Raw genomic sequence first — 26859 nt, 5'->3', positions numbered from 1 at the left:
CGCCCAGCGGGGGCCGGACGACCCACGTGGAGAGGTTGACGTGACCATTCGACGCTTCAGCGCGGCGGTCTTCGCCGCGACGCTGCTCACTCCCGGTCTGGCCGCCTGCAACGGCACCGGGGCCGGCGAGGCGGGGCCCTCGGCTTCCCCGGCCGTGTCCGGCAGCGCGGCGGCCTCCGGGAGCGCCTCGCCGGGTGCCGGGGACGCCAAGCAGGCGTTGCTCGACTCGACCCGGGAGATCAGCAACGGCAACTTCCGGTTCACCATGACCGGCGTGGGCACCACCGCCGAGGGGCAGGTGCACGAGCCCAGCCAGAGCGCCGAGATGCGGCTGACCCTCGGTGACGCCTCCTCGGACGTCATGATGAAACTCGACGTGATCCACGCCAAGCCGGACAGCTGGGTGAAGGTCGACCTGGGCGGCCAGGCCGCCAAGCTGCCGGGGGTGCAGAACCTCAACCTCGGCAAGTACCAGCACCTCGACCAGTCCCGGATCAAGGGCAACCGCAACCTGGGCTTCGACTTCGACAAGGTCGACCCGGCCGGCAGCGAGGTGCTGACCCAGGGCGTCACCGACGTCCGGCAGACGGGCGAGGGCGCGTACGCGGGCACTATCGACGTGACGAAGGCCGCCGAGGCCGGCTCCCTGAACGCCGAGCTGATCAAGGCACTCGGCCAGCAGGCCCGGTCGCTGCCGTTCACCGCGAAGCTGGATCCGCAGGGCCGGCTCAGCGAGCTGGTCATCCAGATCCCGGCGTCCGGCCAGACCAAGGCCCAGGACATCCGGATCACGTACGCCGACTACGGCGCGGCGACCGCCGCCCAGCGCCCGCCGGCGGACCAGGTCGTGGAGGCCCCGAACGAGCTGTACAACCTGTTCAACTGACGGTTGACCGGGTGCGGGGGCGGCGTCGGTCGTCCCGCACCCGTCGTCTGTGGCCGTCCGTTGCTGCTACCGCGGCCCGAACCAACATGGTCGTGACCGACGGAAGCTGGCCGGTCAGGTCGGTTGGTCAGGTGCAGGTGGGCCGGTCAGGTGCCGGGCTGTGATCGGGCCGCCTCGATCCGGGCCCGCGCGCCGTCGAGCCAGCGCTGGCACACCTCGGCCAGCCGCTCGCCGCGCTCCCACAGCGCCAGCGACTCCTCCAGGGAGGTGCCGCCGGCCTCCAACCGTTCCACCACCGAGGCCAGTTCGGCCCGGGCCTGCTCGTAGCTGAGCCGCTCGTCCGGCCCGGCGTCCTTCTCGTCCATCATCATCCGCCCCATCCCAGCACATCCCGGCTCACCCGCCGTACCCCGGCGCACCCGCCGTACCCCGGCGCACCCGCCGTACCCCGGCGCACCCGCCGTACCCCGGCGCACCCGCCGTACCCCGGCTCGCCCGCCGCGCCGCCCGGCCTCAGCAGCAGCCGGGCGACCGTCGGCCGTCACGGCTCAGCCCTCGTCCACCCCGCTTCACCCCTCGACCGTCGCGGCCAGCTCGCCCTCGGCGAGGCGTACCCGCAGCCGGTCGCCCCCGGCCACCTCGCCGGCCGCCCGGACGACGTGCCCGTCGGCCCGCTGCACGATCGCGTACCCCCGGTCGAGGGTGGCGGCGGGGGAGAGGGCGCGCAGCCGGGCGAGGGTGTGCCGCAGCTCGTCCTCGGCCGCGCCGAGCCGGTGCTCCAGGCAGCGCCCGGCCCGCTGGCGGAGCGCGCCGACCTCCGTCGCCCGCTGTTCGACCATCACCTGCGGCCGGGCCAGCACGGGCCGGGAACGCAGCCCGTCGAGGCGGTGCGACTCCCGGTCGACGAGGTTGCGTACGGCGCGCTGGAGCCGGTGCCGGGCCTGCTCGATCAGGCGCAGTTCCTCGCCCAGGTCGGGCACCACCCGCTTGGCCGCGTCGGTCGGCGTGGAGGCCCGTACGTCGGCGACGTAGTCCAGCAGCGGCGCGTCCGTCTCGTGGCCGATCGCGCTGACCACCGGCGTACGGCAGGCGAAGACGGCCCGGCACAGCGCCTCGTCCGAGAACGGCAGCAGGTCCTCGATGCCGCCCCCGCCCCGGGCGATGACGATCACGTCCACGGTCGGGTCGGCGTCGAGCACCTTCAGCGCGTCCACGATCTGCGGCACGGCGCCCGGGCCCTGCACGGCCACGTTGACCGTGCGGAACTCCACGGCCGGCCAGCGGCGGCGGGCGTTGGTGAGCACGTCCCGCTCGGCGGCGGAGGCGCGCCCGGTGATCAGCCCGACCCGGCCCGGCAGGAACGGCAGCCGACGCTTGCGGGCCCGGTCGAACAGGCCCTCGGCCGCCAGCAGCTTCTTCAGCTTCTCCAGCCGCGCCAGCAGCTCACCGAGGCCGACCTGCCGGATCTCGTCGGCGCGCAGGCTCAGCGTGCCCCGGGCCGCGTAGAACTCGGGCTTGGCGTGCAGCACCACCCGGGCGCCCTCGCGCAGCTCCGGCGCGCCCGCGTCGAGGACGTCCCGGTTCGTGGTGACGGTCAGGCTCAGGTCTGCCGACGGGTCCCGCAGGGTGAGGAAGACCGTGCTGGCCCCGGGGCGGCGGCTGATCTGCGCCACCTGCCCGTCCACCCACACCCAGCCGAGGCGGGCGATCCACGCCCCCACCTTCTGGCTGACGACCCGCACCGGCCACGGCTCGTCGGCACTGCTCCTGGGGACCTCGCTCACCCCGCCACCCTACGGGCACCCTCCGACGATCACGCGCCGCGCCGTCGATGATGCTGATCGACTCCATGTCGGCGACATTGGGGTGTCCGAGCGCGCGAGATGCCGCCATGCCGGCGATATGGAGTGGATCACCACGCCCGCTCTGCCAGCCCCGGGCAGCTCCTGCGCTGGCGGTCGCAGCCGGCGTCGCCGCGGAGGCGGCACGTAGGATGGGCGGGTGACTCAGGCTGATGCGACGTCCCGGACCGGCAAGCGCGTGCTCCTGGCCAAGCCCCGCGGCTACTGCGCGGGCGTCGACCGGGCGGTGCAGACCGTCGAGGAGGCTCTGAAGCTGTACGGCGCGCCGATCTACGTGCGCAAGGAGATCGTGCACAACAAGCACGTGGTGCGCACCCTGGAGGCCAAGGGCGCGATCTTCGTGGAGGAGAACGAGGAGGTGCCGGAGGGCGCCACCGTCATCTTCTCCGCCCACGGCGTCGCCCCCGAGGTGTACGAGCAGGCGAAGGCGCGCTCGCTGAAGGCGATCGACGCGACCTGCCCGCTGGTGACCAAGGTGCACCAGGAGGCGAAGCGGTTCGCCGCGGAGGACTACGACATCCTGCTGATCGGCCACGAGGGGCACGAGGAGGTCATCGGCACGACCGGAGAGGCCCCCGCGCACATCCAGCTCGTCGACGGCCCGGACGGCGCCGACAAGGTCACCGTGCGGGACCCGGCCAAGGTGGTCTGGCTCTCCCAGACGACGCTGTCGGTCGACGAGACGCTGGAGACGGTGGCCCGGCTCAAGCAGCGGCTGCCGCTGCTCCAGTCGCCGCCCAGCGACGACATCTGCTACGCCACCTCCAATCGCCAGCACGTGGTCAAGGAGATCGCGCCGGAGTGCGACGTGGTGCTGGTCGTCGGGTCGCGCAACTCCTCGAACTCCGTGCGGCTGGTCGAGGTCGCCCTGGACGCCGGCGCCCGCGCCGGCCACCTGATCGACTTCGCGCACGAGATCGATGACGCCTGGCTGGCGGGGGCGACGACGGTCGGCCTCACCTCGGGGGCCAGCGTTCCGAACGAGCTGGTCCAGGAGGTCCTGGCGCACCTCGCCGAGCGCGGCTTCACCGACGTGGACGAGGTGGTGACCGCCAACGAGCGGCTGACCTTCTCCCTGCCGCAGGAGCTCAAGCGGGACATGAAGGCGGCGGTCGCCGGCCGCGCCTGATCCTCGGGCCGTCCCGCGCCGGCCGCGCCTGTTCCCGGGTCGCCTCGCGCCGGCCGCGCCTGTTCCCGGGTCGCCTCGCGCCGGCCGCGCCTGTTCCCGGGTCGCCTCGCGCCGGCCGCGCCTGTTCCCGGGTCGCCTCGCGCCGGCCGAGGCTCCCGGGCCGGTTCTCCCGGCTGCCGGTGGCGCGGGACGCCTGTGGTTGCCGGAACGGATCACGGGTGTGGTGCGTCCGAACGGGTATGAAGACTCCTCGGACGCTCCTGGTAGCCCTGGTCGTCTGCGCGGCGCTGGGCGCCTGCGGCGGCGAGGGGGCCGGCGAAGCCGCCCCCAGTCCCTCCGGCGGGACGACGGTGACCACCCCGCCCGCCACCGGTTCGGTGGACCCGACCGCCCCGGTGGCTCCGACGGCACAGCCCCCCGCGACGCGCCCGACCGGCCCGAGCCGCCCGCCCGGCCCCGGCGCCATGACGCTCACCGGCGTCGTGGAGGCCGGGGTGGAGCCCGGCTGCCGACTGCTCGACGGCTACCAGCTCATCGGCGGCCCTGCGGACGTGCTCGCCGCGGGCGCGAAGGTCACCGTCAGCGGCCAGCCGAAGCCCGGCATGCTGAGCACCTGCCAGCAGGGCACCCCGTTCGTCGTCGAGTCCGCCCGGCGCGCCTGACCCCACCCGCACCCGCACCCGCCGCCCCGCCGTCCGCACCCGCCGCCCCCGCCCGCCGTCCACCGCCTGCCGCCGCCCGGCCTCCTCCGCCTCCTCCGTTGATCATGGAGGTTACCGTGGCGGAATGTCCGTTCCGGCGCCGTCAACTTCATGATCGCCGGGGCGAGGGCGAGGGCGAGGGCGAGGGCGAGGGCGAGGGCGAGGGCGTGGGGGCGGGGGGGGGGGTGGGCGTGGGCGCGGGGGGGGGGGGGGGGGGGGGGGGGGCGGCGGGGGGCGGGGGGCGGGGGGGGGCGGCCGGTGGCGGGGGCGGGCGGCGGCGGGCGGCGGTGGGCGGCGGTCAGGGGTGCGTCGTGGGGGGTGGCACCAGCTCCGGTGCCTGCGGTTGCCGGGGCGCCACCTCGACCTGTGCGGGCGTGGCCAGCTCCTGGTCGGAGACGCCCAGCTCGGCGAGCTTGCGCGCGCTCACCAGCACCCGCGCCTCCAGTGAGCCGACCGCCCGGTTGTACGCGGTCACCGCCCCGCCCAGCGCCGAGCCCAGCTTGCCCACGTGGTCGCCCAACGTGGACAGCCGGCCGTACAGCTCCCGGGCGAGGGTGTGCACCGCCACCGCGTTGCGGGCCAGGGCCTCCTGCCGCCACGAGTACGCCACCGTACGCAGCAGCGCGACCAGCGTGGCCGGCGTCGCGAGCACCACGTTGCGGGCGAACGCGTGCTCCAGCAGCGCCGGGTCGCGCTGCAACGCCACGTCGAGGAACGGGTCGGCCGGCACGAACAGCACCACGAACTCGGGGGCGGGGTCGAACGCCGCCCAGTAGGACTTCGCCGCCAGCGCGTCGACGTGCGCCCGCAGGTGCCGCGCGTGCGCGTCGAGGTGGTCGTTCCGGCCACGCTCGTCGCGGGCCTCCATCGCCGTCAGGTACGCGTCGAAGGGCGCCTTCGCGTCCACCACGACCGAGCGCCCGCCGTGCAGCCGGACCACCAGGTCGGGGCGTACCGTCTGGTGGTCGGTCGCGGCGGTGACCTGCTCGTCGAAGTCGCAGTGCTCCAGCAGGCCGGCGGCCTCGACGATGCGGCGCAGCTGGTGCTCGCCCCACCGGCCGCGCACCTGCGGCGCGCGCAGCGCGGCCACCAGCTGCTTGGTCTCGGTGCGCAGCTCACCGGAGACGGTGCTCATGGCGCGGACCTGCTCGCGCAGCTCGGCGTACGCGTCGACCCGGTCGCGCTCCAGCTCGGCGACCCGGGACTCGTACCGGCGCAGGGTGTCGTGCAGCGGGGCCACCGCCCGGGCCACCGCCTCCTGCGACTGAGCGGTCGCCTCGTAGCTCAGCGCCCGCATCGACTGCTCCAGCCGCCCCTCGCCCTCCCGGACGGCCGCGAGGGTGGCCTCCAGCCGGGCGATCTCGGCCGCCGCCCGGGACCGGGCCGCGAACCAGCCCAGCCCGCCGCCCGCGGCGAGGCAGAGCACCACCACGGCCAGCGTCGAGAAGCTCATTCCCCGAGCTTGCCAAACGCGTACGACGTGACGCCGCCGGGTACGTTCGAAGACATGCGGATCCTGTTCGTGCTTCTCCTGGTGGCGCTGCTCGTGGGCGGGCTCGTCTGGTGGCGCCAGGAGTGCGCCGCCCGGGAGGCACGCAGCCTGGCCGACGTCCGGGCCGACGCGCTGCGCTGGTACGAGCGCCTCGGCGGGCAGGTGATGAACCTGCACGGCGACGACCTGGCGGTGCGCCAGGCGCTGGTGGACGCCGGCGAGCGGTACAACGCGGCGGGCGGCCAGTTGGAGCAGGCGCGGACGGTCCAGCAGTACCGGCTGGCCCGGGAGACGGCGCTGGAGGGGCTGGCGTACGTCCGGGCGGCCCGGATCGCGCTGGGCCTCGACCCCGGCCCGGAGCTGCCTCCGCTGGCCGCCGCGCAGGGCATCGGGGAGCTGACCCGGGAGCGTCAGGTGAACGTGCAGGGGCAGGTCTTCAAGGCCGGCCCGCGGCCCGGCCGGGACATGCCCTACTACTACCCGGGCGGGCGCTACCAGGGGCGGCCGGTGCCCGCCGGCTGGTACTCGACGCCGTGGTGGAAGACCGCGCTCGGGGCCGGCGCCGGGGTGCTCGGCGGCGTGCTGATCGCCGACGCGCTGTTCTCCCCCGCGTTCGCCGACCCGGGCTACGGCTACGAGGCCGGCTACCAGGAAGGGTTCGACGACGGCGCCGACTTCGGCGCCGACCAGGCCGGCGATTTCGGCGGCGGCGACTTCGCCGGCTCGGGAGACTTCGGCGGCGGCGACTTCGGTGGGGACTTCGGCGGTGGGGACTTCGGCGGGGGCGACTGGTAGCCGCCCGGGGTTCTCCGCTCCGCCGCCGCGTCGGGCCTGGATCGCACCGGCCGCCCCAGCGGTGCAACAGGGCCCCCTGCTGCGGAACGCATCGACAGGGGGCCCTTCCCTACCGCTCAGCCGGTGTTGCGCATGCCGGCGGCGATGCCGTTGACCGTCGTGAGCAGGGCCCGCTCCAGGGCGGTGCCGTCGCTCGGCGGTCGCCGGCCGCCGGGGGCGGTCGCCACGGCCCGGCCGGCCGCGCCCGAGTCCCGGTACTGCCGTAGGAGCGCCACCTGGAGGTGGTGCAGCGGCTCCAGGTAGGTGTCCCGCACCGCGAGGGTGCGCTGGAGCACCGGCGAGTTCTCCAGCAGGGCCGACTCGCCGGTGACCGCCAGCACCTCCCGCCTGGTCAGCTCGTACTCCGCCTCGATCTTGGTGAAGATCGGGTGCAGCTTCTTCGGCACCAGCATCTCGACGTACCGGCGGGCGATGGTCAGGTCCGTCTTGGTCAGCATCATCTCCACGTTCGACAGGAACGTGCGGAAGAAGTGCCAGTTGCGGTGCATCTCGGCGAGGACGTCGTCCAGGCCGGCCGCCCGGGCCGCCGCCAGCCCCGAGCCGACGCCGAACCAGCCGGGAACGATCTGCCGGGTCTGCGTCCAGCCGAACACCCACGGGATGGCCCGCAGCCCGGCCAGCCCCGCCCCGGTGTTCGGGCGCTTCGCCGGCCGGGAGCCGATGTTCAGGGCGCCGAGCAGTTCGGTCGGGGTGGACGCCCAGAAGTACGCCGGCAGGTCCGGGTCCTCCACCAGCGACCGGTACGACCGGAACGCCGCCTCGGAGACCACGTCCATCGTCGCGTCCCAGCGCTCCAGCATCTCGGCGGGCTGCCGGGGCGCGGTGTGCAGCAGGGTGGCCTGGAGCACCGCGGCCATGGTCAGCTCCAGGTTCTCCCGGGCCAGCGCCGGCAGGCTGTACTTGTCGGAGATGACCTCGCCCTGCTCGGTGACCTTGATCGCGCCGTCCAGCGTGCCGTACGGCTGGGCCAGGATCGCCTCGTGGGTCGGGCCGCCGCCGCGCCCGACGGTGCCGCCCCGGCCGTGGAACAGCCGCAGGTGCACCCCGTGCCGGGCCGCCACGTCGCGCAGCGCGCGCTGCGCCCGGTGGATCGACCACTGGCTGGTGGTGATGCCCGCCTCCTTGTTGGAGTCGGAGTAGCCCAGCATCACCTCCTGCACGTCCCCGCGGGCCGCCACGAGGGCCCGGTACGCGGGCAGCGACAGCAGCTCGTCCAGCAGGTCGCCGCCGGCGTTCAGCTCGGCCGGGGTCTCCAGCAACGGCACGAAGCCGATCCGGGCCCGGCCGCTGTGCACGTCGACCAGCCCGGCCTCCCGGGCCAGCACCACCGCCGCGAGGACGTCGTCGACGCCGAGCGTCATCGAGATGATGTACGACTCGACGACCTCCGAGCCGAACCGGTCCTGGGCGTCCCGGATCGTGCCGAACACGTCGAACGTCTTGCGGGCGCCCTCGGTCAGCGGGGTGTCCAGCGTGGACAGGGGACGCCGGCCGGTCAGCTCGTCGGCGAGGAGCTTGGTGCGCTCCAGCCGGCTCAGCCTCGCGTAGTCCGGCACCTCGCCGACGGCCGCGTACAGCTGGGCCAGCACCGCGTGGTGCGCCTCGGCGTGCTCGCGGACGTCCATGGTCGCCAGGTGCAGGCCGAACGCCGACACCGTGCGGATGGTGGCGGCGAGCCGGCCCACGGCGGTGAGCTGGCCGGAGTTGCGGGCCAGCGAGGCGCGCAGCAGCTCCAGGTCGGCGATCAGCTCGGCGGAGCCCCGGTAGTCCCGCCCGGGCACGTGCGTGGTGCCCTGCCGCAGCCGCTCCCGGGTGTTGGTCAGCTTCGCCTTCACGCACCGGGCCTTCAGCCGGTACGGCTCCTCGGCGTTGACGCGGCGGAACCGGGGCGCCACCTCGGGCAGCGCGTCCAGGTCGGCGGCGAGGCTGGCGGACAGGTCCAGCGACACCCCGCGCAGCCGGCGGGAGACCGAGACCTCGTTGATGAGCTGGTCCATCGCCTTCTCGGTGGCCTCGATGCCGTGCTCGTGCTGGATGCGCAGCACCTCGCGGGTGACCTGCGGGGTGACGAACGGGTTGCCGTCCCGGTCGCCGCCGATCCAGGTGCCGAAGGTCAGCGGGCGGGCCGTCGGCGAGGTCTCCACGCCCAGGACGCGCAGTGTGTCGGCGAGGTCGGTGAGGACCTGCGGGGCGGCCTCGGCGTACAGGTCGCGCAGGTAGTAGATCGCGTTGCGGGCCTCGTCGGTCGGGTCCGGCCGGTCCAGCCGCAGCTCGTCGGTCTGCCACATCAGGTCCAGCAGCTCGGCCAGGCGCCGGTTGGCGGGCCCTTCGTCGCTGGCCCCGTACAGGATGGCGTTGGTGGTCTCGGCGTCCAGCTCGTCGGCGATCGCGCGCAGCTTGGACAGGATCGACCTACGGGCCGCCTCGGTCGGGTGGGCGGTGAACACCGGCCGTACCGCGAGGCGGCGGGCCGCCGCCGCGATCTCCTCGGCGGGCACCCCGCGCTCGGCGATCATCTTGGCCGCCTGGTCCAGCCAACCGCCCTGGATCGCCCGGCGGCGGCGCAGGTCGCGGGCCCGGTGCACCTGTTCGGTGATGTTGGCCAGGTGGAAGTAGGTGGAGAAGGCGCGGGCCAGCTTGGTGCCGGTGGTCACGTCGAGCCCGGTGAGCCGCTGGGCGGCGGCGGGGGCGTCGGAGCGGACGAGCGCCCGGATCTCCTCCACCAGGTCCAGCAGCGGGCGGCCCTCCTGCCGGGCGAGGGTCTGCCCGAGCAGTGTGCCGAGGCGGCGGATGTCGGCCCGCAGCGCGGCGTCGGGCCCGTCGTGGTCGTGCTGGTCGGTCACGGTGCGCTCCTTCCACGAGTACGAAGGACAGCGCTGTCCGACTTCCTGGATCGTATCCGCGCCGGCCCGGGGGAGCGGAAGGGGGCGAGGGCGTCCCCTTTTCCGGGACGGGCGACCGGTGCCGTCCGTTCAGCCGTCGAGCCGCGCATCGTCGCTGGTGGCACTGGTGGAGACGGCCCGCGGGGCGGCGGCACGCCCGCCCCGGACCAGGGCCGCCGTGAGCAAGCCCACGACGCCGGCCAGGGCCCAGACCGCCAGGCCACCGGCCGGCCAGCCCGCCGCCGGGCGGTCGAAGTAGACGGCCGACTTGATCAGGTCCGTGGTCAGCCCCGGCACGTTCCACCGGTGCATCCCGCGCAGCCAGTCCGGCAGGAACTCGGGGGCGTAGACGCCGCCGGAGCCGGGGTTGCCGAGGACCACCAGCAGCAGGATGACGATCCCGGTGCCGAGCAGGCCGAGCCAGCCCTGCACGGCGGCGGCGACCATCGCCGCGGCGAAGACGGCGAGCGCCCCGGCGGCGGCGACCGCCGGGACGTCGTGGCGCCACACGTCCAGCCCCGGTCCGACGACCAGCGCGCCGGCCACGCCGAGCACCACCGCGTACGCCGCGAGCGCGGCGGTTCGCAGGCCGGCGCGGGCGAGGCCGCGGGGGGCGGTGCCGGTGCGCAGCCCGAGCGCGGTCGAGGCGAGGTAGCCGCCGAGGACGTACCCGACCGCCAGGTAGAACGGCACCAGCCCGCGCGGGTCGCTGCGCTCCACCGGCACCTCGTCGACGACCTGGAGCGGGAGCCGCGCCTGCTGGGCGGCCGCGGTGAACACCTGGTCGACCAGTTCGGTGGCGGCCGGCGCGGACGCGCTGGCGAGGGCCAGCCGCAGCCCGCCGTCGGGGCTGGAGGTGAGCACCCCGTACACCTCGCGGGCGGTCAGCCCGTCGTCGGCGGAGCGCGGGTCGTCGTACCCGACGGGCTTGATCGTGTCGGTCCGGCCGCGCACGGCGGCCATGACCGCTTGGGCGTGCTGGTCGCCCAGCACCACCCCGACCGGCACGTCGCGCGGCGTGGGCTTGTGCAGCGCCCCCACGTAGGCGGCGATGAACGCGGTGGCGAGCGCCAGGGTGCCGACCAGCAGCGCGGCCGCGCGGGGCAGCCAGGCGCGCACCGGGGCGTCGGGCTCCTGGGTCACGTGGCCAGCCTATGGGGTGATACGCCGGGATTGCGGGATTTCACGGCGCCCCGGTCAGGCGGCAGTCCGAGCGCCGAAAAGCGGTCGCGGGGCTCGGTAGCGTCTGAGCGTGCAGCCCCTGAGCTATCCGCCGAAGCCCCGGCCCGGTGACCGCGTCGCCGTCGTGTCCCCCTCCGCCGGGCTGCCGGCGATCTTCCCCCACGTGTACGAGCTGGGCCTGCGCCGCCTGCGGGAGGAGTTCGGCCTGGAACCGGTCGAGTACCCGACCACCCGGGTGCTGGGAGCCGACCCGCGCGACCGGGCCCGGGACCTCACCGCCGCCTTCGCCGACCCGTCGATCACGGCGGTGCTCGCCACCATCGGCGGGGACGACCAGATCACGGTCACCCCGTACCTGGACGACGACGTGCTGCGGGCCAACCCGAAGCCGTTCCTCGCCTACTCCGACAACACCAACCTGCTCAACCAGCTGCACCGGCTCGGGATCGTGGCGTACCACGGCGGGTCCGTCATGGTGCACCTCGGCCGGCCCGGCGCCCCGCACCCGCTCACCTTCGACTCGCTGCGCGCCGCCCTGTTCACCTCCGGCTGGTACGACCTCGCGCCCGCGCCCGAGTGGGGCGACCAGCCGAACGACTGGCGCGACCCGGCGACGCTCGACAGCGAGCCGCCGATGTTCCCCGGCGAGGGCTGGCACTGGCAGGGGCCGGAGCGGGTGGTGCGGGGCCGCACCTGGGGCGGCAACCTGGAGATCCTGCACTGGCTGCTGGCCGCCGGCCGGGTCGCCCCGAACGCCGAACTGGCCGGCTCGGTGCTGCTGGTCGAGACGTCGGAGGAGCTGCCGTCGGCGACCGAGGTGTACCGCATGCTGCGCAACATGGGGGAGCGGGGCCTGCTCGCCGGCTTCCCGGCGGTGCTGGTCGGCCGGGCCAAGGCGTGGGACTTCGCGCGCCCGCACACCGTGGAACAGCGGCGGGCGTACGTCGCCGAGCAGCGGGCGGCGGTGACCCGGGCGCTGGCCGAGTACGCCCCGGACGCCGTGGTCGTCTTCGATCTCGACATCGGCCACACCGACCCGCAGTTGATCGTCCCGTACGGCGGCGAGGTCGAGGTCGACGCGGCCGCCCGCCGCATCCGCGTCCGCTACTGACCCACGCGCCTGTGCGCGCCCGCCGCGCCAAGATCCGCGCAAGTTCATGGAAGTTGCGGCCTCGCGGGGCGCCTGAGACCACTACTTCCGTGAAACTGCGCGCAGAGGATGGCAGGCGCGAGTGTGCGGCCGGGTCACTGCGAGGGGTGAGCGCGGACGAAGACGCCCGCGCCCGGAGCACCCTCCACGAGTCCTCGTGCCTTGAGCCAGTCGACGGCGGAGCGCACCACCTGGCGGGACACGTCGAACTCGGCGCAGAGTTCGGTGCCGGAGGGCAGCTTCGCGCCCGGCGGATACTCGCCCGACTCGATGCGCTCGGTCAGGGTGTCGATGAGACGTTGTTTCTTCGTGTACGCAGGCATGGGCTGACTTCCGTGGCAGGTAACGCCCATGTGATCACGGCTGCCGGTAGAGCGTCAATGAAATGTGGTGACAGGTGTTGACCTGACATGACAGGTAGTCATAGGTTGATCGGGGTGACCGTGGCAGGTCTCCTCAGCCAACAGAGCGGCCCGGGGTGGAGGTGGCACTCCGCTCCCCGGGCCTTGACCGGGAAGGACCCCCGGCCCATCAGCAATCTATCGAACACCGGCTATCCGCCGTGGTGCCTGCGTGGCCCGGACTGTGCCGGCCCGAACGATTTGCACCTGTCCCGCCTGGTCGGCACCGCCGTCCGAGGGGACGAGGTGATCCAGGTCGGGATCGGCCTGTGGCGGATGGATGTCGGGGAGATCCCGCCGTCCGGCCTCCTGCTGGAACTCTCCGCGGGCTCGGACGTCGAACGCTGGCCGGTCGACCTGGCCCAGTCCCGTGCGCTGGCCCGCCTGTCCCAGCGGTTGGTGCGTCAGCTCGATCCGGGAGCGCTGCACGCCGCGTGAGCCTTGCAGTGATCGACTCCAGTTCCCCGACATGGCGGCATCCGGCGCGCTCGGACACCGCCATGTCGGCGAACGGGCGCGAACGGCGAACGGCGAACCCCGAGCGGCCCCGGCGTGGTGGGCCGAGTACCGGGCAGGGCCGGGGGGCGGGGATAGGCTGGTGGTCGTGGAACCCCCCGTCCGGCCGGACGCGGGGTCGTCGTCGTGCGCCGACCTCCTGGAAGTGATCTCGAGATGCTCACCGGACTCTTCGCCGCCGCCCTGGCCGACCCCGGGCTGGCCCGGGCGCGTGACCTGGCGCGCTCCGGTGCCGCCCAGGTCGACGGGCTGGACCTGACCGCGCCGACGGCGCTGCGCCCGTTCGCGGTGGCAGCCGTCGCCGCGGACGAGTCCGCTGGCGGGGCGGGCCGGCCCGTGCTGGCCGTGACCGCCACCACCCGGGAGGCGGACGACCTGGCCTCGGCGCTGGGCAGCCTGCTGCCGGCCGAGCAGGTGGCCGTGTACCCGTCCTGGGAGACGCTGCCGCACGAGCGGCTCTCGCCCCGCTCCGACACGGTCGGCCGGCGGCTGGCGGTGCTGCGCCGGCTCGCCCACCCGGACGCCGTCGACGCGCACGGCCGCACCGGGCCGCTGTGGGTGGTCGTCGCACCGGTCCGCTCGCTGCTCCAGCCGCAGCTCAAGGGCCTCGGCGACCTGGAACCGGTGCGGCTCGCCGCCGGCGACGAGGCCGACCTGGAGGCCGTCGCCCGCCGGCTCGCCGACATGGCGTACGCCCGGGTCGACCTGGTCACCAAGCGCGGCGAGTTCGCCGTGCGCGGCGGCATCCTCGACGTCTTCCCGCCCACCGACGAGCACCCGTCCCGGGTCGAGTTCTGGGGTGACGAGGTCGAGGAGATCCGCACCTTCGCCGTCGCCGACCAGCGGACCATCGAGACCGTGCCGCTGCTCTGGGCGCCGCCGTGCCGGGAACTGCTGCTCACCCCGGACGTGCGGGAGCGTGCCGCCGCCCTCGCGGTGGACCACCCCGAGCTGGCCGAGATCCTAGACAAGCTGGCCGGGGGCGTACCGGTCGAGGGCATGGAGTCGCTCGCCCCGGCGCTGGTCGGCCCCGACGCGCTGGAGCTGCTGCTCGACTGCATGCCGGCCGGCACCCACGTGCTGCTCTGCGACCCGGAGCGGATCCGCACCCGGGCGCACGACCTGGTGCGTACCTCCGAGGAGTTCCTCCAGGCGAGCTGGGCCGCCGCCGCGGTCGGCGGCCAGGCCCCGGTCGACCTCGGCGCCGCCGCTTTCCGCACCCTGGCCGACGTGCGCGCCGCGGCCCGCGCCCTCGGCCAGCCCTGGTGGACCGTCGCCCCGTTCGGCCTGGTCGCAGCGGAGGCGACGCCGGCCCGGCAGCCGTGGGAGGACGCGCCGAGCGAGGTCGACGTGACCCCCGACGACGCGATCGTGGTGACCCTGGCCGGCCAGCCCGCCCCGCTGTACCACGGCGAGACCGGCCGAGTGGTCGAGGACCTCAAGCGCTGGGCCGGCGACGGTTGGTCGACCGCGCTGGTGTTCGAGGGGCACGGCCCCGCCCAGCGGGCCGTCGAGGTGCTGCGCGACGCCGGCCTGGGCGCCCGGTTCACCGAGGAGGTGACCGCCCCGCCCGGCCCCGGCGAGCTGGTCGTCACCTGCGGCCGGCTGATCGCCGGGTTCGTCGCCGAGGCGTCCCGGTTCGTGCTGCTCACCGGCGACGACGTCACCGGCGGCCGGGGCACCTCGACGCGGGACATGCGCAAGCTGCCGAGCCGGCGGCGCAACACCATCGACCCGCTGGAGCTGCGGGCCGGCGACCACGTGGTGCACGAGCAGCACGGCATCGGCCGGTACGTCGAGCTGGTGCAGCGCACGGTCAACGGCGCGTCCCGCGAGTACCTGGTCATCGAGTACGCCCCGAGCAAGCGCGGCCAGCCCGGCGACCGGCTGTTCGTCCCCACCGACCAGCTCGACCAGCTCTCCCGGTACGTCGGCGGGGAGCAGCCGGCCCTGCACAAGATGGGCGGCGCGGACTGGCAGAAGTCCAAGGCCCGGGCCCGCAAGGCGGTGCGCGAGATCGCCGCGCAGCTCATCCAGCTCTACGCCGCCCGCAAGGCGTCCAAGGGGCACGCCTTCGGGTCGGACACCCCGTGGCAGCGGGAGCTGGAGGACGCCTTCCCCTGGCAGGAGACGCCGGACCAGCTCGCCGCCATCGAGGAGGTCAAGCGGGACATGGAGCAGACCGTCCCGATGGACCGTCTGATCTGCGGCGACGTCGGGTACGGCAAGACCGAGATCGCGGTGCGGGCGGCGTTCAAGGCGGTGCAGGACGGCAAGCAGGTGGCGGTGCTGGTGCCCACCACCCTGCTGGTGCAGCAGCACTACAACACGTTCTTCGAGCGGATGAGCCAGTTCCCAATCACCATCCGGCAGCTGTCCCGGTTCCAGACGCCGAAGGAGTCCGAGCAGACCCTGGCGATGGTGGCGGACGGCACCGTCGACATCGTCATCGGCACCCACCGGCTGCTCCAGGCGGCCACCCGGTTCAAGTCGCTGGGGCTGGTCATCATCGACGAGGAGCAGCGCTTCGGCGTCGAGCACAAGGAGCACCTGAAGACGCTGCGCGCCTCGGTCGACGTGCTGGCCATGTCGGCCACCCCGATCCCGCGGACCCTGGAGATGGCGATCACCGGCATCCGGGAGATGTCCACCATCGCCACCCCGCCGGAGGAGCGGCACCCGGTGCTCACCTTCGTCGGGGCGTACGACGACCGGCAGGTGGCGGCGTCCATCCACCGCGAGCTGCTGCGCGACGGGCAGGTGTTCTACCTGCACAACCGGGTCGAGTCGATCGACCGGGCGGCCCGGCGCATCCGCGAGCTGGTGCCCGAGGCGCGGGTCGCGGTGGCGCACGGCCAGATGAGCGAGGACGCGCTGGAGAAGGTGATGGTCGGCTTCTGGGAGAAGGAGTTCGACGTCCTGGTCTGCACCACGATCGTGGAGTCCGGCATCGACATCCCGAACGCCAACACCCTGATCGTGGAGCGCGCCGACCTGCTCGGCCTGGCCCAGCTCCACCAGATCCGCGGCCGGGTCGGCCGGGGCCGGGAGCGGGCGTACGCGTACTTCCTCTACCCGCCGGAGAAGCCGCTCACCGAGCACGCCCACGAGCGGCTGGCGACCATCGCGCAGCACACCGAGCTGGGCGCCGGCATGTACGTGGCGATGAAGGACCTGGAGATCCGCGGCGCGGGCAACCTGCTCGGCGGCGAGCAGTCCGGCCACATCGAGGGCGTCGGCTTCGACCTGTACGTGCGGATGGTCGGCGAGGCGGTGCAGGCGTTCAAGGGCGAGCGCCAGGAGTCCGACGGCACGGTGGAAGACGTCCGAATTGATCTCCCGGTCGACGCGCACCTGCCGCACGACTACGTCGGGGTGGAGCGGCTGCGGCTGGAGATGTACCGCAAGCTCGCCGAGGCGCGCGACTCCGAACGGCTGCGCGAGGTCGTCGCGGAGATGACCGACCGGTACGGCGAGCCGCCCGCCCCGGTGCAGAACCTGGTCGCGGTGGCGCGGTTCCGGCTGCTGGCCCGCCGGTACGGCCTCACCGACGTCTCGATGCAGGGCAAGCACATCCGGTTCAGCCCGCTGCCGCTGCCCGACTCGAAGCAGCTGCGGCTCAAGCGCTACCACCCGGACGCGGTCTACAAGCAGGCGGCCGACCAGGTCAGCGTGCCCCGCCCGAGCACCCGTCGGGTGGGCGGCGAGCCGCTGCGCGACCAGGCCCTGCTGGAGTGGTGCGCGCAGTTGCTCGTCGACGTTCTGGGGGAGGTGCGGGCGGCGCAGCCGGCCGGGGCGGGCGCCCGGTAGGCGGTGCCGCGTCGGCCCGGCGTCCGGTAGCTGGTGCCGCGTCGGCCCGGCGCGCCCGGTAGGCGGTGCCGCGTCGGCCCCGCGGGCCCGGTGACCGGCACGTTCCTGGTGGGCGGCGTCACAACCGGTGCGGACGCATGAGAGAGTGACCGTCATGCGTGCTCGCCGTCTCATCGCCGCCGCCACCGTCGCGGCCCTCGGTGTCCTCTCCCTCGGTGCGTGCGGGAGGTCCGCGCCGAGCGTCGCCGCGTACGTCGGCGACACGACGTACTCGGTCGCCCGGGTGGACGACATCTACGACGACGTCCAGGCGACGTACGGCGCCGCCGTCCGCGCCCAGGCCGCGCAGACCGGCGCCACCCCGCCGCCGGAGCAGCAGCGCGCCGCGGTGACCCGGCAGGACGTGCTGAACCTGCTGGTCAGCATCGAGCTGGGCCGGCGGGTGGTCGCCGCGAAGGGCGCCACGGTGCCCGACCAGGTCACGCCGGAGCAGCTGGCGCCGCAGCTCCGGGTGCCCGCGGAGGCCGAGTACGCCAGGCTCTGGGCCGAGTGGATCGACATCTCCCAGGTCCTGGGCGCCAGCCTGCCCCCGGCCGAGCTGAGCGACGACGCGCTCATGGCGGTCTACCACGCCATCGAGAAGACCGGGGCGATCAACTCGGGGCTGACCGTGGCCCAGGTCCGGCAGGCGTTCGGCGAGGGCGGCTTCGTCCGCGCCGCGACCGCGCTCAGCTCCGCCCTGCGCGAGGAGGCGCAGCGGGCCGGTGCGTCGATCAACCCGAGGTACCGGCCGATCGGCGTGCCGTCGGTGGTCAGCACCGGCCAGGCGCTGGTCTTCTACTCGCTGCCGTACATCGACCACGACGGCCCGGTCACCGACATCTCCACCCCGCAGAACCCGGCGGCGTCGGCGGCAGCCGGGGCATGACCGCCCGGATCGTCCTCCTGGTCACCTCGCCCCGGCTGCCGGCCGGGCTGCTGACCGCCGCCGCCTGGGACGCCGTACGCGGCAACCCGGTGCTGGCCGGGGCGGAGAGCCCGCTGACGGCGGCGGTGCGGGCGGCGGGCGGCGCGGTGACCGTGGTGGACGGCCCGGCCACGCAGGCCCTGCTGGACGCGGCGGCGGCGCAGGGCGTCGTGGTCTGGCTGGCGGGCCCGGCGGGCGACGAGGCGCTGGCGCGGGAGCTGGGCCTGCGGCTGGCCCGCGAGCCCGGCCTGGCCGAGCTGGAGCTGATGTACGGCTCGTGGGACCCGCCGGGCGCCCGGCTGCTCGACGCGGTCGAGGTGATGGACCGGCTGGCCTCGCCGGGGGGCGACCCGTGGAAGCGGGCGCAGACCCACCGGAGCCTGGCCCCGTTCCTGATCGAGGAGTGCTACGAGGCGTACGATGCGATCGGCGCCGACGACACCGACGCGCTCCGCGAGGAGCTGGGCGACGTGCTGCTCCAGGTGCTGCTGCACGCCCGGCTGGCCGAGGATCTGCCCGAGGGCGAGCGGTGGAACGTCGACGACGTGGCCGGCACTCTGGTCGACAAGATGGTGCGGCGCAACCCGCACGTCTTCGCCGGGGCGGAGGCGGGCACGCTGGACGACATCACGGCCACCTGGGAGCGGATCAAGCGGGCCGAGAAGGCTCGCGAGTCCGTGCTGGACGGCATCGCCCCGAGCCTGCCCGCGCTCGCCCTGGCCGCCAAGATCCTGCAGCGCGCCGGCCGGGCCGGGCTGGCCGTCCCGCCGCCGCTCGCCGAGTCCCAGGTGGACCCGGAGGCCCGCCTCGGCGCGAGTCTGCTCGCCGCGGTCGCCGCCGCCCGCGAGGCGGACCTGGACCCGGAGGCCGCTCTCCGCCGCGCCGCCCTGTCGTACGCGGAGGCGGTCCGCACGGCGGAGCGCGGGGCCGTCCCCCCAGCGACGGAGGCTAGTTGATCATGGAGTTGGCGGCGGTGAGCCGGACATTTCGCCCCGTCAACTCCATGATCGGCGGAAGAGTCGGGGGCGGTCGGTAGGGTCGAGGTGTGGAGTCCTTTCCCGTGCTCGCGGAGAACGTGGTCGATGCGTTGCTGGACAGTCGGCCCCAGTTGGCGTCGTGGGCCGGGGATCATCGGGCCGACGACCGGCTGCCCGACCTGTCGGCCGAGGCGGTGGCCGCCGACCGGGCGATGCTGACCGACGCCGCGAACGCACTCTCCGAACTGGACCCGGACTCCCTCGACATCGAGGAGCGGGTCGACCACGCCCTGCTCAGCGCCCTGGTCGACCGGGAGCTGTTCGAGTCGACCGAGATCCGGGCGTACGAGTGGGACCCGCTGCGGCACAACCCCGGTCCGCTGCTGCACGCCCTGCTCGCCCGCCCGTACGCCCCGGCCGAGGTGCGGCTGACCCACCTCGCCGGCCGGCTCGCCGCCGTACCGGACGCCCTGGCCACCGCCCGCGCGACGCTGCGCGACATGCCGCGGGTCCACGCCGAGACGGCGGTCGGGCAGTTCACCGGCACGGCGGCGCTGATCCGCGACGAGGTGCCGGGGCTGCTGGCCGAGGCACCGGCGCTGTACGACCGGGTGGAGCCGGCGGCCACCGCCGCGATCGCCGCGCTGGAGGAGTTCGTCGCCTGGCTGCGCGCCGGCGTGGCCGCCGACGCGGCGGGGCGGGATCCCCGGTTGGGCCGGCGACTGTGGGAGGCCCGGCTCTGGCACGCCCTCGACACGGAGCTGGGCGCCGCCGAGGTGCTCCGCCGGGCCTGGGCCAACCTGGACCGGGTCACCGCCGAGATCCGGGAAACGGCCGTCGAGCTGGTCGGCGGGCCGGCCGACGACGAGACGGTACGCCGGGCGCTGGACCTGCTGGCCGCCGAGCACCCGGACGACGCCACCATCGTGGATCTCGCCTCGGTCGCGCTCGACGAGGCGGCCGACTTCGTCCGCGCGCACGACCTGGTGACCCTCGTCGACGACCCGTGCGTCATCCAGGAGATGCCGGAGTTCGCCCGCGGGGTGGCGGTGGCGTACTGCGACGCGCCCGGCCCGCTGGAGACGGCCGCCCTGCCGACCTTCTACTGCATCGCGCCCACCCCGGCGGACTGGCCGGCGGCCCGGGTCGAGTCGTTCTACCGCGAGTACAACGACCACATGATCCGCAACCTGACCGTGCACGAGGCGATGCCCGGGCACTTCCTCCAGCTCGCCCACGCCCGCCGGTACGCCGGCGGCACCCGGGTGCGGGCGCTGGCCGAGTCCGGGCCGTTCATCGAGGGCTGGGCGGTGTACGCCGAGGAGCTGATGGCCAAGCTCGGCTTCGGCGGGCTGCCCGTGCGGTTGCAGCAGCTCAAGATGCAGCTGCGGATGACCATCAACGCGCTGCTCGACCAGCTGGTGCACTGCGAGGGCCTGCCCGAGTCCGAGGCGATGGCGCTGATGACCGAGCGGGGCTTCCAGGAGGAGGGCGAGGCGGCCGTCAAGTGGCGCCGGGCGCTGCTCACCTCCACCCAGCTCTCCACCTACTTCGTCGGGTACAGCGAGGTGGCCGAGATCGCCGCGCTCCGCCCCGCCGGGGTGTCGGTCCGCGAGTGGCACGACGCGATGCTCGCCCACGACTGCCCGCCTCCGCGCCACCTGCGCGCCCTGCTCGGCGTCTGAGCTGTAGGGCAGGGCCCCATGGAAGGGGGCCCTTGTTGACGGCCGGGCCGCGCGGAGGCGTCAGCGCCCGGGGCGCCGGACGGCCAGGTGGTCGATCAGCCACCGCGAGATCGAGTACGCCGGCGGCAGCTCCGGCGGCAGCGCGTCGAGCGGGAACCAGCGGGCCTGCGCCAGTTCCCGGCCGTCGACGACCGGCTCGGCGGCCGGGTCGGCGGCGGTGGCGGTGAAGCCGGCGAGCAGCGTGCCCGGCCCGGACATCGCCCAGGGCTGGCTGTCGACGTAGGCGGGACGCCCGATGGCCAGCCCGACCTCCTCGGCCACCTCGCGCTGGGCGGCCGCCTCCAGCGACTCGCCCGCCTCCACGAACCCGGCGACCAGCGCCCACAGCTCGGTCGGCCCGTACGCGTGCCGGACCAGCAGCAGCTCGTCGGGGCCACCGGCCCGGCCGGGTCGGGTGATCGCCACCAGCACCGCCACGGAGAGCGGCAGGAACACGGTCAGTTTGCAGTCCGGGCAGCGCCGGGCGGTCTCGCCCGGCACGTCGACCAGCTCGGCCCGGCACGCGCCGCACCACCGGTGGGTGCGCCGGAAGGTGAGCACGGCCAGCGCCCGCCCGGCCAGGTCGGCCTGCGGTCCGGGCAGCTCGGCGACGAGTTCCCGCCACCCCCGCCAGCGGCGGTCGTCGTCGCGCTCTGCCGGCCCGTGCCCGGCCTCGGTCGCCTCCGCGCCCCAGGCCGGCACCCCGTCCAGCGTGCCGAGCGGCACCCAGGCGGTGTCGGCGGGCAGCTCGGCCACCCGGGGGAACCGGCCGTCCGGGCCGGTCAGCAGCTTCCTGCCGGCGACCAGCAGGGCGAGGTCGTCGGGCACGGGTGGCCCGGGCCGGTCCGCCCCCGGTGCGAACCCGGCGGCCGACGTGCCGGCGAAGCCGGGCGCCGGACCGGCCACCCGAGCGGCGGATGCGGCGCCAGCAGGTCGCGGGGTGGCGGGCTCCACCGGCGGGGTCACGGGTTGGCGGAGCGGCGGTCCACCACGCCGGCCCCGGGCGGCAGCTCGAAGCTGGCCCCGTCGATCTGCTCGGACCAGCGGGTCAGCGCCAGCTCCACCGGCGAGCCGTCCAGCTCGCCCGTGAAGCTGCCGAGCGCGCCCTCGTTGGTGACGCAGGCGGAGAAGTCGCCGGCCGAGCGGCGTACGTCGACGCAGGTGGCGTGGTGGCCGGCGAGGGTGGTGTCGCTCTGCGTGATGACCGCCTGCGGGTCGAGCGCGGCCTCGGTGAGCAGCCCCACCACCACCGGCGGGGTGGCCAGGCCGCGCCGCTTCGCCTCAGCGAACAGGGCCACCGCGGGCTTCGCGTTCGGCGCGGGCGGGGCGAGCAGCGTGCAGACCGCCCTGGCCCGGTCGGTCTCGCACTGGGCGGTGACCTCGACGGTGACGGTCAGCTTCCCGCCCGGCCAGGTGTACGCCGAGCGGGCCGGGTCCTGGGCCTGGACGATCGAGGCGGTCCGCCCGGCGGGGAGCTGGTAGTCGGCGGAATAGGTCAGCTCCAGCGCCTGGTCCAGCCGGGCGGCGAGGTCGTTGACCAGGTCCGCCCGCCCGATCGCCCGTCCCGCGTCGTCCAGGGCCTGGCAGCCGGTGACGGTGAGCGACGCGATGACCGACAGTGCGAGCGCGCGGAACGGCGTCGAGGCGGCGGGCATGTCGACCAGCCTTGTCGATCGGCGCCACGTCGCGCAAACCGGTTGTCGGTTGAGGCACGAGAATACGGGAATGTCCGACGTGCGGCCCCGGCGGGTGCGCCGACCGACGCGGTACGCCGGACCGTCGCCCGATACGCTGCGTTCAACACCTGCCTCAGCCGCACCGTCGCGGCCCATACCGGACCGGAACACACAAACGAGGAGCGACTCAGTGGCAACCATCGAGGGAATCGTCGCCCGGGAGATTCTCGACTCGCGGGGCAACCCGACGGTCGAGGTCGAGGTCGGGCTCGACGACGGCACGATCGCCCGCGCCGCGGTGCCGTCCGGCGCCTCCACCGGCGCCTTCGAGGCGATCGAGCTGCGCGACGGTGACGCCGACCGCTACCAGGGCAAGGGTGTCAAGAAGGCGGTCGCCAACATCGAGGACAGGATCGTCGACGAGCTGGTCGGCTACGAGGCCAGCGAGCAGCGGCTGATCGACCAGAAGATGCTCGACATCGACGGCACCGACAACAAGGCCGAGCTGGGCGCGAACGCCATCCTCGGCGTCTCGCTGGCGGTGGCGAAGGCCGCGGCGGGCAGCGCCGAGCTGAGCCTCTTCCGCTACCTGGGCGGCCCGAACGCGCACCTGCTCCCGGTGCCGATGATGAACATCCTGAACGGTGGGGCGCACGCCGACTCGAACGTCGACATCCAGGAGTTCATGATCGCGCCGATCGGCGCGCCCAGCTTCCGCGAGGCGCTGCGCTCCGGCACCGAGGTCTACCATGCGCTGAAGTCCGTGCTGAAGAAGAAGGACCTCTCCACCGGGCTCGGCGACGAGGGCGGCTTCGCCCCGAACCTGCCCACCAACGCCGCCGCGCTGGACCTGATCGCCGAGGCGGTCGAGAAGGCCGGCTACCGGCTCGGCACCGACATCGTCTTCGCGCTCGACGTGGCCGCCACCGAGTTCTTCGACAACGGCACGTACACCTTCGAGGGCAGCGCCAAGTCCGCCGAGGAGATGAGCAACTACTACACCAAGCTCATCGGCGACTACCCGATCGTGTCCATCGAGGACCCGCTGTCCGAGGACGACTGGAGCGGCTGGGCCACGCTGACTGCCGCGGTCGGCGACCGGATCCAGATCGTCGGCGACGACCTGTTCGTCACCAACCCGCAGCGCATCGCCCGCGGCATCGCGGAGAAGGCGGCGAACGCCGTCCTGGTCAAGGTGAACCAGATCGGCTCCCTCACCGAGACCCTGGACGCGGTGGACCTGGCGCACCGGGCCGGCTTCACGTGCATGATGAGCCACCGTTCCGGCGAGACCGAGGACACCACCATCGCCGACCTGGCGGTCGCCACCGGCTGCGGCCAGATCAAGACCGGCGCCCCGGCCCGCTCGGACCGGGTGGCCAAGTACAACCAACTGCTCCGCATCGAGGAGGAGCTGGCCGACGCGGCGCGGTACGCCGGGGCGGGCGCGTTCCCGCGTTACCGTTCCGCCTGAGACGGGCAGCCTTCGGGGGAGGGGTGTCGATGCAGCAGCGGCGCACGCCGAACGGTCAGCGCCCCGTCCGCCGGCCGGGTCACCCCGGCCGGCCGGGCGGGGCCCGCGCGCGCGGGTCGGCCCGCGACGGCGTCCGCGCGGATCAGCGCGCCGCCGGCCGGTCGCCCAGCACGGTGCGGGCCACCGACGGGGTACGCTCCGCGAACCGTCCCGCCGCGGCCCGTCGTACGGGGGCCGGCGGCGGGGTCAAGCGGATCTCCGCACCCCACCCCCGACGGTTCACCGGGCGCGCCACCGTGCTGTTCGCGGTGCTGATCGCGCTCGCCCTCGCGTACACCTACCCGGTCCGGGTCTACCTCGACCAGCAGGCCGACATCGAGCGGATGCAGGCGTCCCAGGAGGCCCAGCGCGAGCACATCGCCAAGCTGTCGGACCGGGCGGCCAAGTGGCGCGACAAAGAGTACATCCGCATCCAGGCCCGGGAGCGCTTCGGCATGGTCTACCCCGGCGAGGTGCCGGTGATCGTGCTGTACGACCCGGAGGGCGCGGCCCGGGACGCCGCCGGCGGTGCCCCGCCCGCACCGCCCACGGACCCGGAACCCTGGTACGACACCCTGTGGTCCAGCGTCCAGGCCGCGAACGCCGAGCGCCCCGCCGGCTGACCACCCGATCCAGCACCGACGAAAGATGGGCACCGTGACTGTCGTACCACCGCAGGAGCCGGCGGCGGGCTCCGTACCCCCGCCGCGACGGGAACCGGCCACCGAGGCCGACCTGGCCGCGGTGGCCGCGCAGCTCGGACGCCCGCCCCGCGGCACCCGGGCGGTGGCCCACCGCTGCCCCTGCGGCCTGCCCGACGTCGTCGAGACGACCCCCCGGCTGGCCGACGGGACGCCGTTCCCGACGCTGTTCTACCTGACCTGCCCCCGGGCGACCGCCGCGTGCAGCCGGCTGGAGTCCGCCGGGCTGATGAAGGAGATGGCCGAGCGGTTGGCCGCCGACCCGGAGCTGGCCGCCCGGTACCGGGCGGCGCACGAGGACTACCTGGCCCGCCGTGAGGCGATCGGCGAGGTGCCGGAGATCGCCGGCATCTCCGCCGGCGGCATGCCCGGCCGGGTGAAGTGCCTGCACGTGCACCTGGGCCACGCGCTCGGCGCCGGCCCGGGGGTCAACCCGTTCGGGGACGAGACGCTGGCGCTGGTGGAGAAGTGGTGGACGGCCGGCCCCTGCGTGGACGTGCCGGGGCAGCCGTGACCACCGACGACGTCGTGGTGCGCCGCGCCCGCACCTCCGACGTGCGCGGCATCCGGCGGCTGGTGGACACCTACACCGACGACCGGCGGCTGCTCAGCAAGGCCACCGTCACGCTGTACGAGGACGTGCAGGAGTTCCGCGTCGCGGTCGCGCCCGACGGGGCGGTGGTCGGCTGCGGGGCGCTGCACGTCATGTGGGAGGACCTGGCCGAGATCCGCACGGTCGCCGTGGACCCGGCGTACCGGGGGCGGCGGATCGGGCACCGGCTCGTCGCCGAGCTGATCGAGGCGGCCCGGGAGATCGGGGTGGCCCGGATCTTCGTGCTCACCTTCGAGACCCGGTTCTTCGGCGGGTTCGGCTTCCGTGAGATCGACGGCGCGCCCGTGCCGCAGCCGGTGTACGAGCAGCTGCTGCGCTCGTACGACGAGGGCGTCGCCGAGTTCCTCGACCTGGAACGGGTCAAGCCGAACACCCTGGGCAACACCCGGATGCTGCTGCGCCTGTAGGGGCATGCTTGATCACGTCCGGCATCCTGACGGGTATGGGTACCCGGGCGGCGACCAAGCCGGCGAGCAGCGGGATCGTGCGTCGGGTGTGCGCCGTGCTGCTGAGCGCCGTCGCCCTGACCGGGGCGGTACGCCTGGTCGCGCCGGCCACCGCCGGCCCGGCCGGTCAGCCGCCGGGGGTGGCCCGGCAGCTCGCCTTCCTGCGTGCCGCGCTCGACGACGGCGCGGGCGAGGACGCGCAGGCGCTGTTCCCGGAGGCTACTTCTTCACCCACGCCCTGTACGGGCTGGCCCACGTCGAGCTGGGTCTGCGGGCGCCGGCGGTGCGGCGGGGGACGGCGCTGCGGGAGGCCCGTTGGGCGCTCGCGCGGCTGGAGTCGCCCGCCGGGCGGGCCCCGTTCGACGCCGGGCTCGTCCCCGCGTACGGGATCTTCTGGCAGGGCTGGACGAACTGGTTGCGCGGCGGCGTGCTGGCCCTGCAACCGGCGGCCGGCCGCGACCCGGCCGAGGTGCGCCGCTTCGCCGAGGCGTCGGCCGCCATCGGGGCCGCGTTCGACGCGTCGGCGTCGCCGTACCTGGCCGCGTACCCGGGGCAGGCGTGGCCGGTGGACTCCACCGTGGCCGTGGCCTCGCTGCGGCTGCACGACGCGCTGCTGCCGCCCCGCTTCGCGCCGACCGTGGCGCGCTGGCTGGACGGCGTCCGGCAGCGCCTGGACCCGCGTACCAGGCTGCTGCCGCACCGGGTGGACCTGGCCACCGGCGCCCCGGCCGAGGTGGCCCGGGCCACCTCGCAGAGCGTCATCCAGCGGTTCCTGGTGGACGTCGACCCGGCGTTCGCCCGCGAGCAGTACCTGCGCTTCCGCGACCGGTACGTGGCCGCGCCGCTCGGGCTCGGCCCGGCCGTGCGCGAGTACCCGGACGGCATGACGGGAGCGGGCGACGTCGACTCCGGCCCGCTGGTGCTCGGGGTGAGCCTGTCGGCCACCGTGGTCGCCCTCGGCGTCGCGCAGTCCCAGGGCGACGCCGCGCTCGCCGGGGCGCTGGCGAACTACGGCGAGCTGGTCGGCCTGCCCGTCGACACCCCGTGGACCCGCCGGTACGCCCTCGGCGCGCTCCCGGTCGGCGACGCGTTCCTGGCCTGGTCGAAGACCGCCCGGCCGTGGGTGGCCGCGCCGCCGGACCCGCCGCCGGCCACGGTGCGCTGGTGGTGGCGACTGCCGCTGCTGTCGGCGCTGCTGCTCGTCGGCCTTCTCGGCTGGTTGCCGGACCTCGTGCGCCGCCGCGGCGGCGCCGGCCCGCCCGCGGCCGGGGCGCTTCCGGCTACCGAGGCACTCCGGGTTTGTGGGGCGGCCCGGTTCCGCCCGCCCGGGGAGGCGGCTCGGCCGGCCACACCCGGCCCGCTGCCGTAGGGTTGCT

23 protein-coding genes are annotated in these 26859 nt (G+C 74.6%); 15 read left to right on the top strand and 8 right to left on the bottom strand.

Annotation, left to right across the window (positions count from 1 at the left end):
• Positions 1–40 precede the first annotated feature (40 nt).
• The gene (locus tag ABGB16_RS00425) at positions 41–886 is read left to right on the top strand and encodes a hypothetical protein (RefSeq protein ID WP_347665906.1); all 846 of its coding nucleotides are present in this window, start codon (positions 41–43) and stop codon (positions 884–886) included.
• 146 nt (positions 887–1032) lie between these two features.
• Here ABGB16_RS00425 and ABGB16_RS00420 read toward each other — a convergent pair whose 3' ends face one another.
• The gene (locus tag ABGB16_RS00420) at positions 1033–1254 is read right to left on the bottom strand and encodes an exodeoxyribonuclease VII small subunit (protein ID WP_347666046.1); all 222 of its coding nucleotides are present in this window, start codon (positions 1252–1254) and stop codon (positions 1033–1035) included.
• A 201-nt stretch (positions 1255–1455) separates the two neighbouring features.
• Complete coding sequence (gene xseA / locus ABGB16_RS00415) at positions 1456–2670, bottom strand: exodeoxyribonuclease VII large subunit (protein ID WP_347665905.1); 1215 nt, start codon at positions 2668–2670, stop codon at positions 1456–1458.
• Positions 2671–2887: 217 nt separating this feature from the next.
• On the opposite strand from xseA, the gene ABGB16_RS00410 reads away from it, so the two are divergent.
• Positions 2888–3877 (top strand): 4-hydroxy-3-methylbut-2-enyl diphosphate reductase, encoded by a 990-nt coding sequence (locus ABGB16_RS00410; RefSeq protein WP_347665904.1) that lies wholly within the window; start codon positions 2888–2890, stop codon positions 3875–3877.
• A 239-nt stretch (positions 3878–4116) separates the two neighbouring features.
• Positions 4117–4539 carry a hypothetical protein gene (locus ABGB16_RS00405; RefSeq protein ID WP_347665903.1) on the top strand — a complete coding sequence of 141 codons (423 nt, stop codon included), beginning with the start codon at positions 4117–4119 and terminating at the stop codon, positions 4537–4539.
• Positions 4540–4876: 337 nt separating this feature from the next.
• Here ABGB16_RS00405 and ABGB16_RS00400 read toward each other — a convergent pair whose 3' ends face one another.
• Complete coding sequence (locus tag ABGB16_RS00400) at positions 4877–6031, bottom strand: DNA recombination protein RmuC (protein WP_347665902.1); 1155 nt, start codon at positions 6029–6031, stop codon at positions 4877–4879.
• Between the two features lie 54 nt (positions 6032–6085).
• On the opposite strand from ABGB16_RS00400, the gene ABGB16_RS00395 reads away from it, so the two are divergent.
• Positions 6086–6865: a hypothetical protein gene (locus ABGB16_RS00395; protein ID WP_347665901.1), complete on the top strand. Its 780-nt coding sequence runs from the start codon at positions 6086–6088 to the stop codon at positions 6863–6865.
• A 116-nt stretch (positions 6866–6981) separates the two neighbouring features.
• On the opposite strand, the gene ppc is transcribed toward ABGB16_RS00395, so the two are convergent.
• Together ppc and ABGB16_RS00385 are read right to left on the bottom strand one after the other, a co-directional pair.
• Positions 6982–9768, bottom strand: a complete 2787-nt coding sequence (gene ppc, locus ABGB16_RS00390; RefSeq protein ID WP_347665900.1) for a phosphoenolpyruvate carboxylase — start codon at positions 9766–9768, stop codon at positions 6982–6984.
• Positions 9769–9897: 129 nt separating this feature from the next.
• Positions 9898–10950 (bottom strand): hypothetical protein, encoded by a 1053-nt coding sequence (locus tag ABGB16_RS00385; protein ID WP_347665899.1) that lies wholly within the window; start codon positions 10948–10950, stop codon positions 9898–9900.
• Positions 10951–11059: 109 nt separating this feature from the next.
• On the opposite strand from ABGB16_RS00385, the gene ABGB16_RS00380 reads away from it, so the two are divergent.
• On the top strand, positions 11060–12100 hold the full coding sequence (locus tag ABGB16_RS00380; RefSeq protein WP_347665898.1) for a S66 peptidase family protein: 1041 nt from the start codon (positions 11060–11062) through the stop codon (positions 12098–12100).
• 134 nt (positions 12101–12234) lie between these two features.
• On the opposite strand, the gene ABGB16_RS00375 is transcribed toward ABGB16_RS00380, so the two are convergent.
• A complete protein-coding gene (locus ABGB16_RS00375; protein WP_347665897.1) occupies positions 12235–12462 on the bottom strand; it encodes a winged helix-turn-helix domain-containing protein in 228 nt (75 codons plus the stop codon).
• A 183-nt stretch (positions 12463–12645) separates the two neighbouring features.
• Here ABGB16_RS00375 and ABGB16_RS00370 point away from each other — a divergent pair, with 183 nt between their 5' ends.
• The 5 genes from ABGB16_RS00370 (at position 12646) to ABGB16_RS00350 (ending at position 20495) form a co-directional block, all read left to right on the top strand.
• Positions 12646–12978: a hypothetical protein gene (locus tag ABGB16_RS00370; RefSeq protein ID WP_347665896.1), complete on the top strand. Its 333-nt coding sequence runs from the start codon at positions 12646–12648 to the stop codon at positions 12976–12978.
• Positions 12979–13212: 234 nt separating this feature from the next.
• Entirely contained in the window at positions 13213–16866 is a 3654-nt protein-coding gene (mfd, locus tag ABGB16_RS00365) for a transcription-repair coupling factor (protein WP_347665895.1), read from the top strand.
• A gap of 154 nt (positions 16867–17020) precedes the next feature.
• Positions 17021–17794, top strand: coding sequence for a hypothetical protein (locus ABGB16_RS00360; protein WP_347665894.1), 774 nt, complete (start codon positions 17021–17023; stop codon positions 17792–17794).
• Positions 17791–18789 (top strand): nucleoside triphosphate pyrophosphohydrolase, encoded by a 999-nt coding sequence (locus ABGB16_RS00355; RefSeq protein ID WP_347665893.1) that lies wholly within the window; start codon positions 17791–17793, stop codon positions 18787–18789. The genes ABGB16_RS00360 and ABGB16_RS00355 overlap by 4 nt, the downstream gene beginning before the upstream one ends.
• Before the next feature lie 89 nt (positions 18790–18878).
• The gene (locus ABGB16_RS00350) at positions 18879–20495 is read left to right on the top strand and encodes a DUF885 domain-containing protein (protein ID WP_347665892.1); all 1617 of its coding nucleotides are present in this window, start codon (positions 18879–18881) and stop codon (positions 20493–20495) included.
• 60 nt (positions 20496–20555) lie between these two features.
• Here the strand turns inward: ABGB16_RS00350 and ABGB16_RS00345 are convergent, their stop codons facing one another.
• Together ABGB16_RS00345 and ABGB16_RS00340 are read right to left on the bottom strand one after the other, a co-directional pair.
• Positions 20556–21440 carry an NUDIX domain-containing protein gene (locus ABGB16_RS00345; protein ID WP_347665891.1) on the bottom strand — a complete coding sequence of 295 codons (885 nt, stop codon included), beginning with the start codon at positions 21438–21440 and terminating at the stop codon, positions 20556–20558.
• A gap of 56 nt (positions 21441–21496) precedes the next feature.
• The gene (locus ABGB16_RS00340; protein ID WP_347665890.1) at positions 21497–22189 is read right to left on the bottom strand and encodes a hypothetical protein; all 693 of its coding nucleotides are present in this window, start codon (positions 22187–22189) and stop codon (positions 21497–21499) included.
• Positions 22190–22400: 211 nt separating this feature from the next.
• On the opposite strand from ABGB16_RS00340, the gene eno reads away from it, so the two are divergent.
• From eno to ABGB16_RS00315, 5 genes are all read left to right on the top strand, one after another.
• Positions 22401–23684, top strand: a complete 1284-nt coding sequence (gene eno / locus ABGB16_RS00335) for a phosphopyruvate hydratase (protein ID WP_347665889.1) — start codon at positions 22401–22403, stop codon at positions 23682–23684.
• Positions 23685–23713: 29 nt separating this feature from the next.
• Positions 23714–24346 (top strand): septum formation initiator family protein, encoded by a 633-nt coding sequence (locus ABGB16_RS00330; RefSeq protein ID WP_347665888.1) that lies wholly within the window; start codon positions 23714–23716, stop codon positions 24344–24346.
• Between the two features lie 34 nt (positions 24347–24380).
• Positions 24381–24938 (top strand): DUF501 domain-containing protein, encoded by a 558-nt coding sequence (locus tag ABGB16_RS00325; RefSeq protein WP_347665887.1) that lies wholly within the window; start codon positions 24381–24383, stop codon positions 24936–24938.
• A complete protein-coding gene (locus tag ABGB16_RS00320; RefSeq protein WP_347665886.1) occupies positions 24935–25444 on the top strand; it encodes an amino-acid N-acetyltransferase in 510 nt (169 codons plus the stop codon). The genes ABGB16_RS00325 and ABGB16_RS00320 overlap by 4 nt, the downstream gene beginning before the upstream one ends.
• Before the next feature lie 322 nt (positions 25445–25766).
• Positions 25767–26852, top strand: coding sequence for a hypothetical protein (locus tag ABGB16_RS00315; protein WP_347665885.1), 1086 nt, complete (start codon positions 25767–25769; stop codon positions 26850–26852).
• Positions 26853–26859: the final 7 nt, after the last annotated feature.

Origin of the sequence: Micromonospora sp. B11E3 (genome assembly GCF_039871625.1) — a bacterium.
GTDB lineage: Bacteria > Actinomycetota > Actinomycetes > Mycobacteriales > Micromonosporaceae > Micromonospora.
This window is presented reverse-complemented; position numbering and strand designations above follow the sequence as displayed.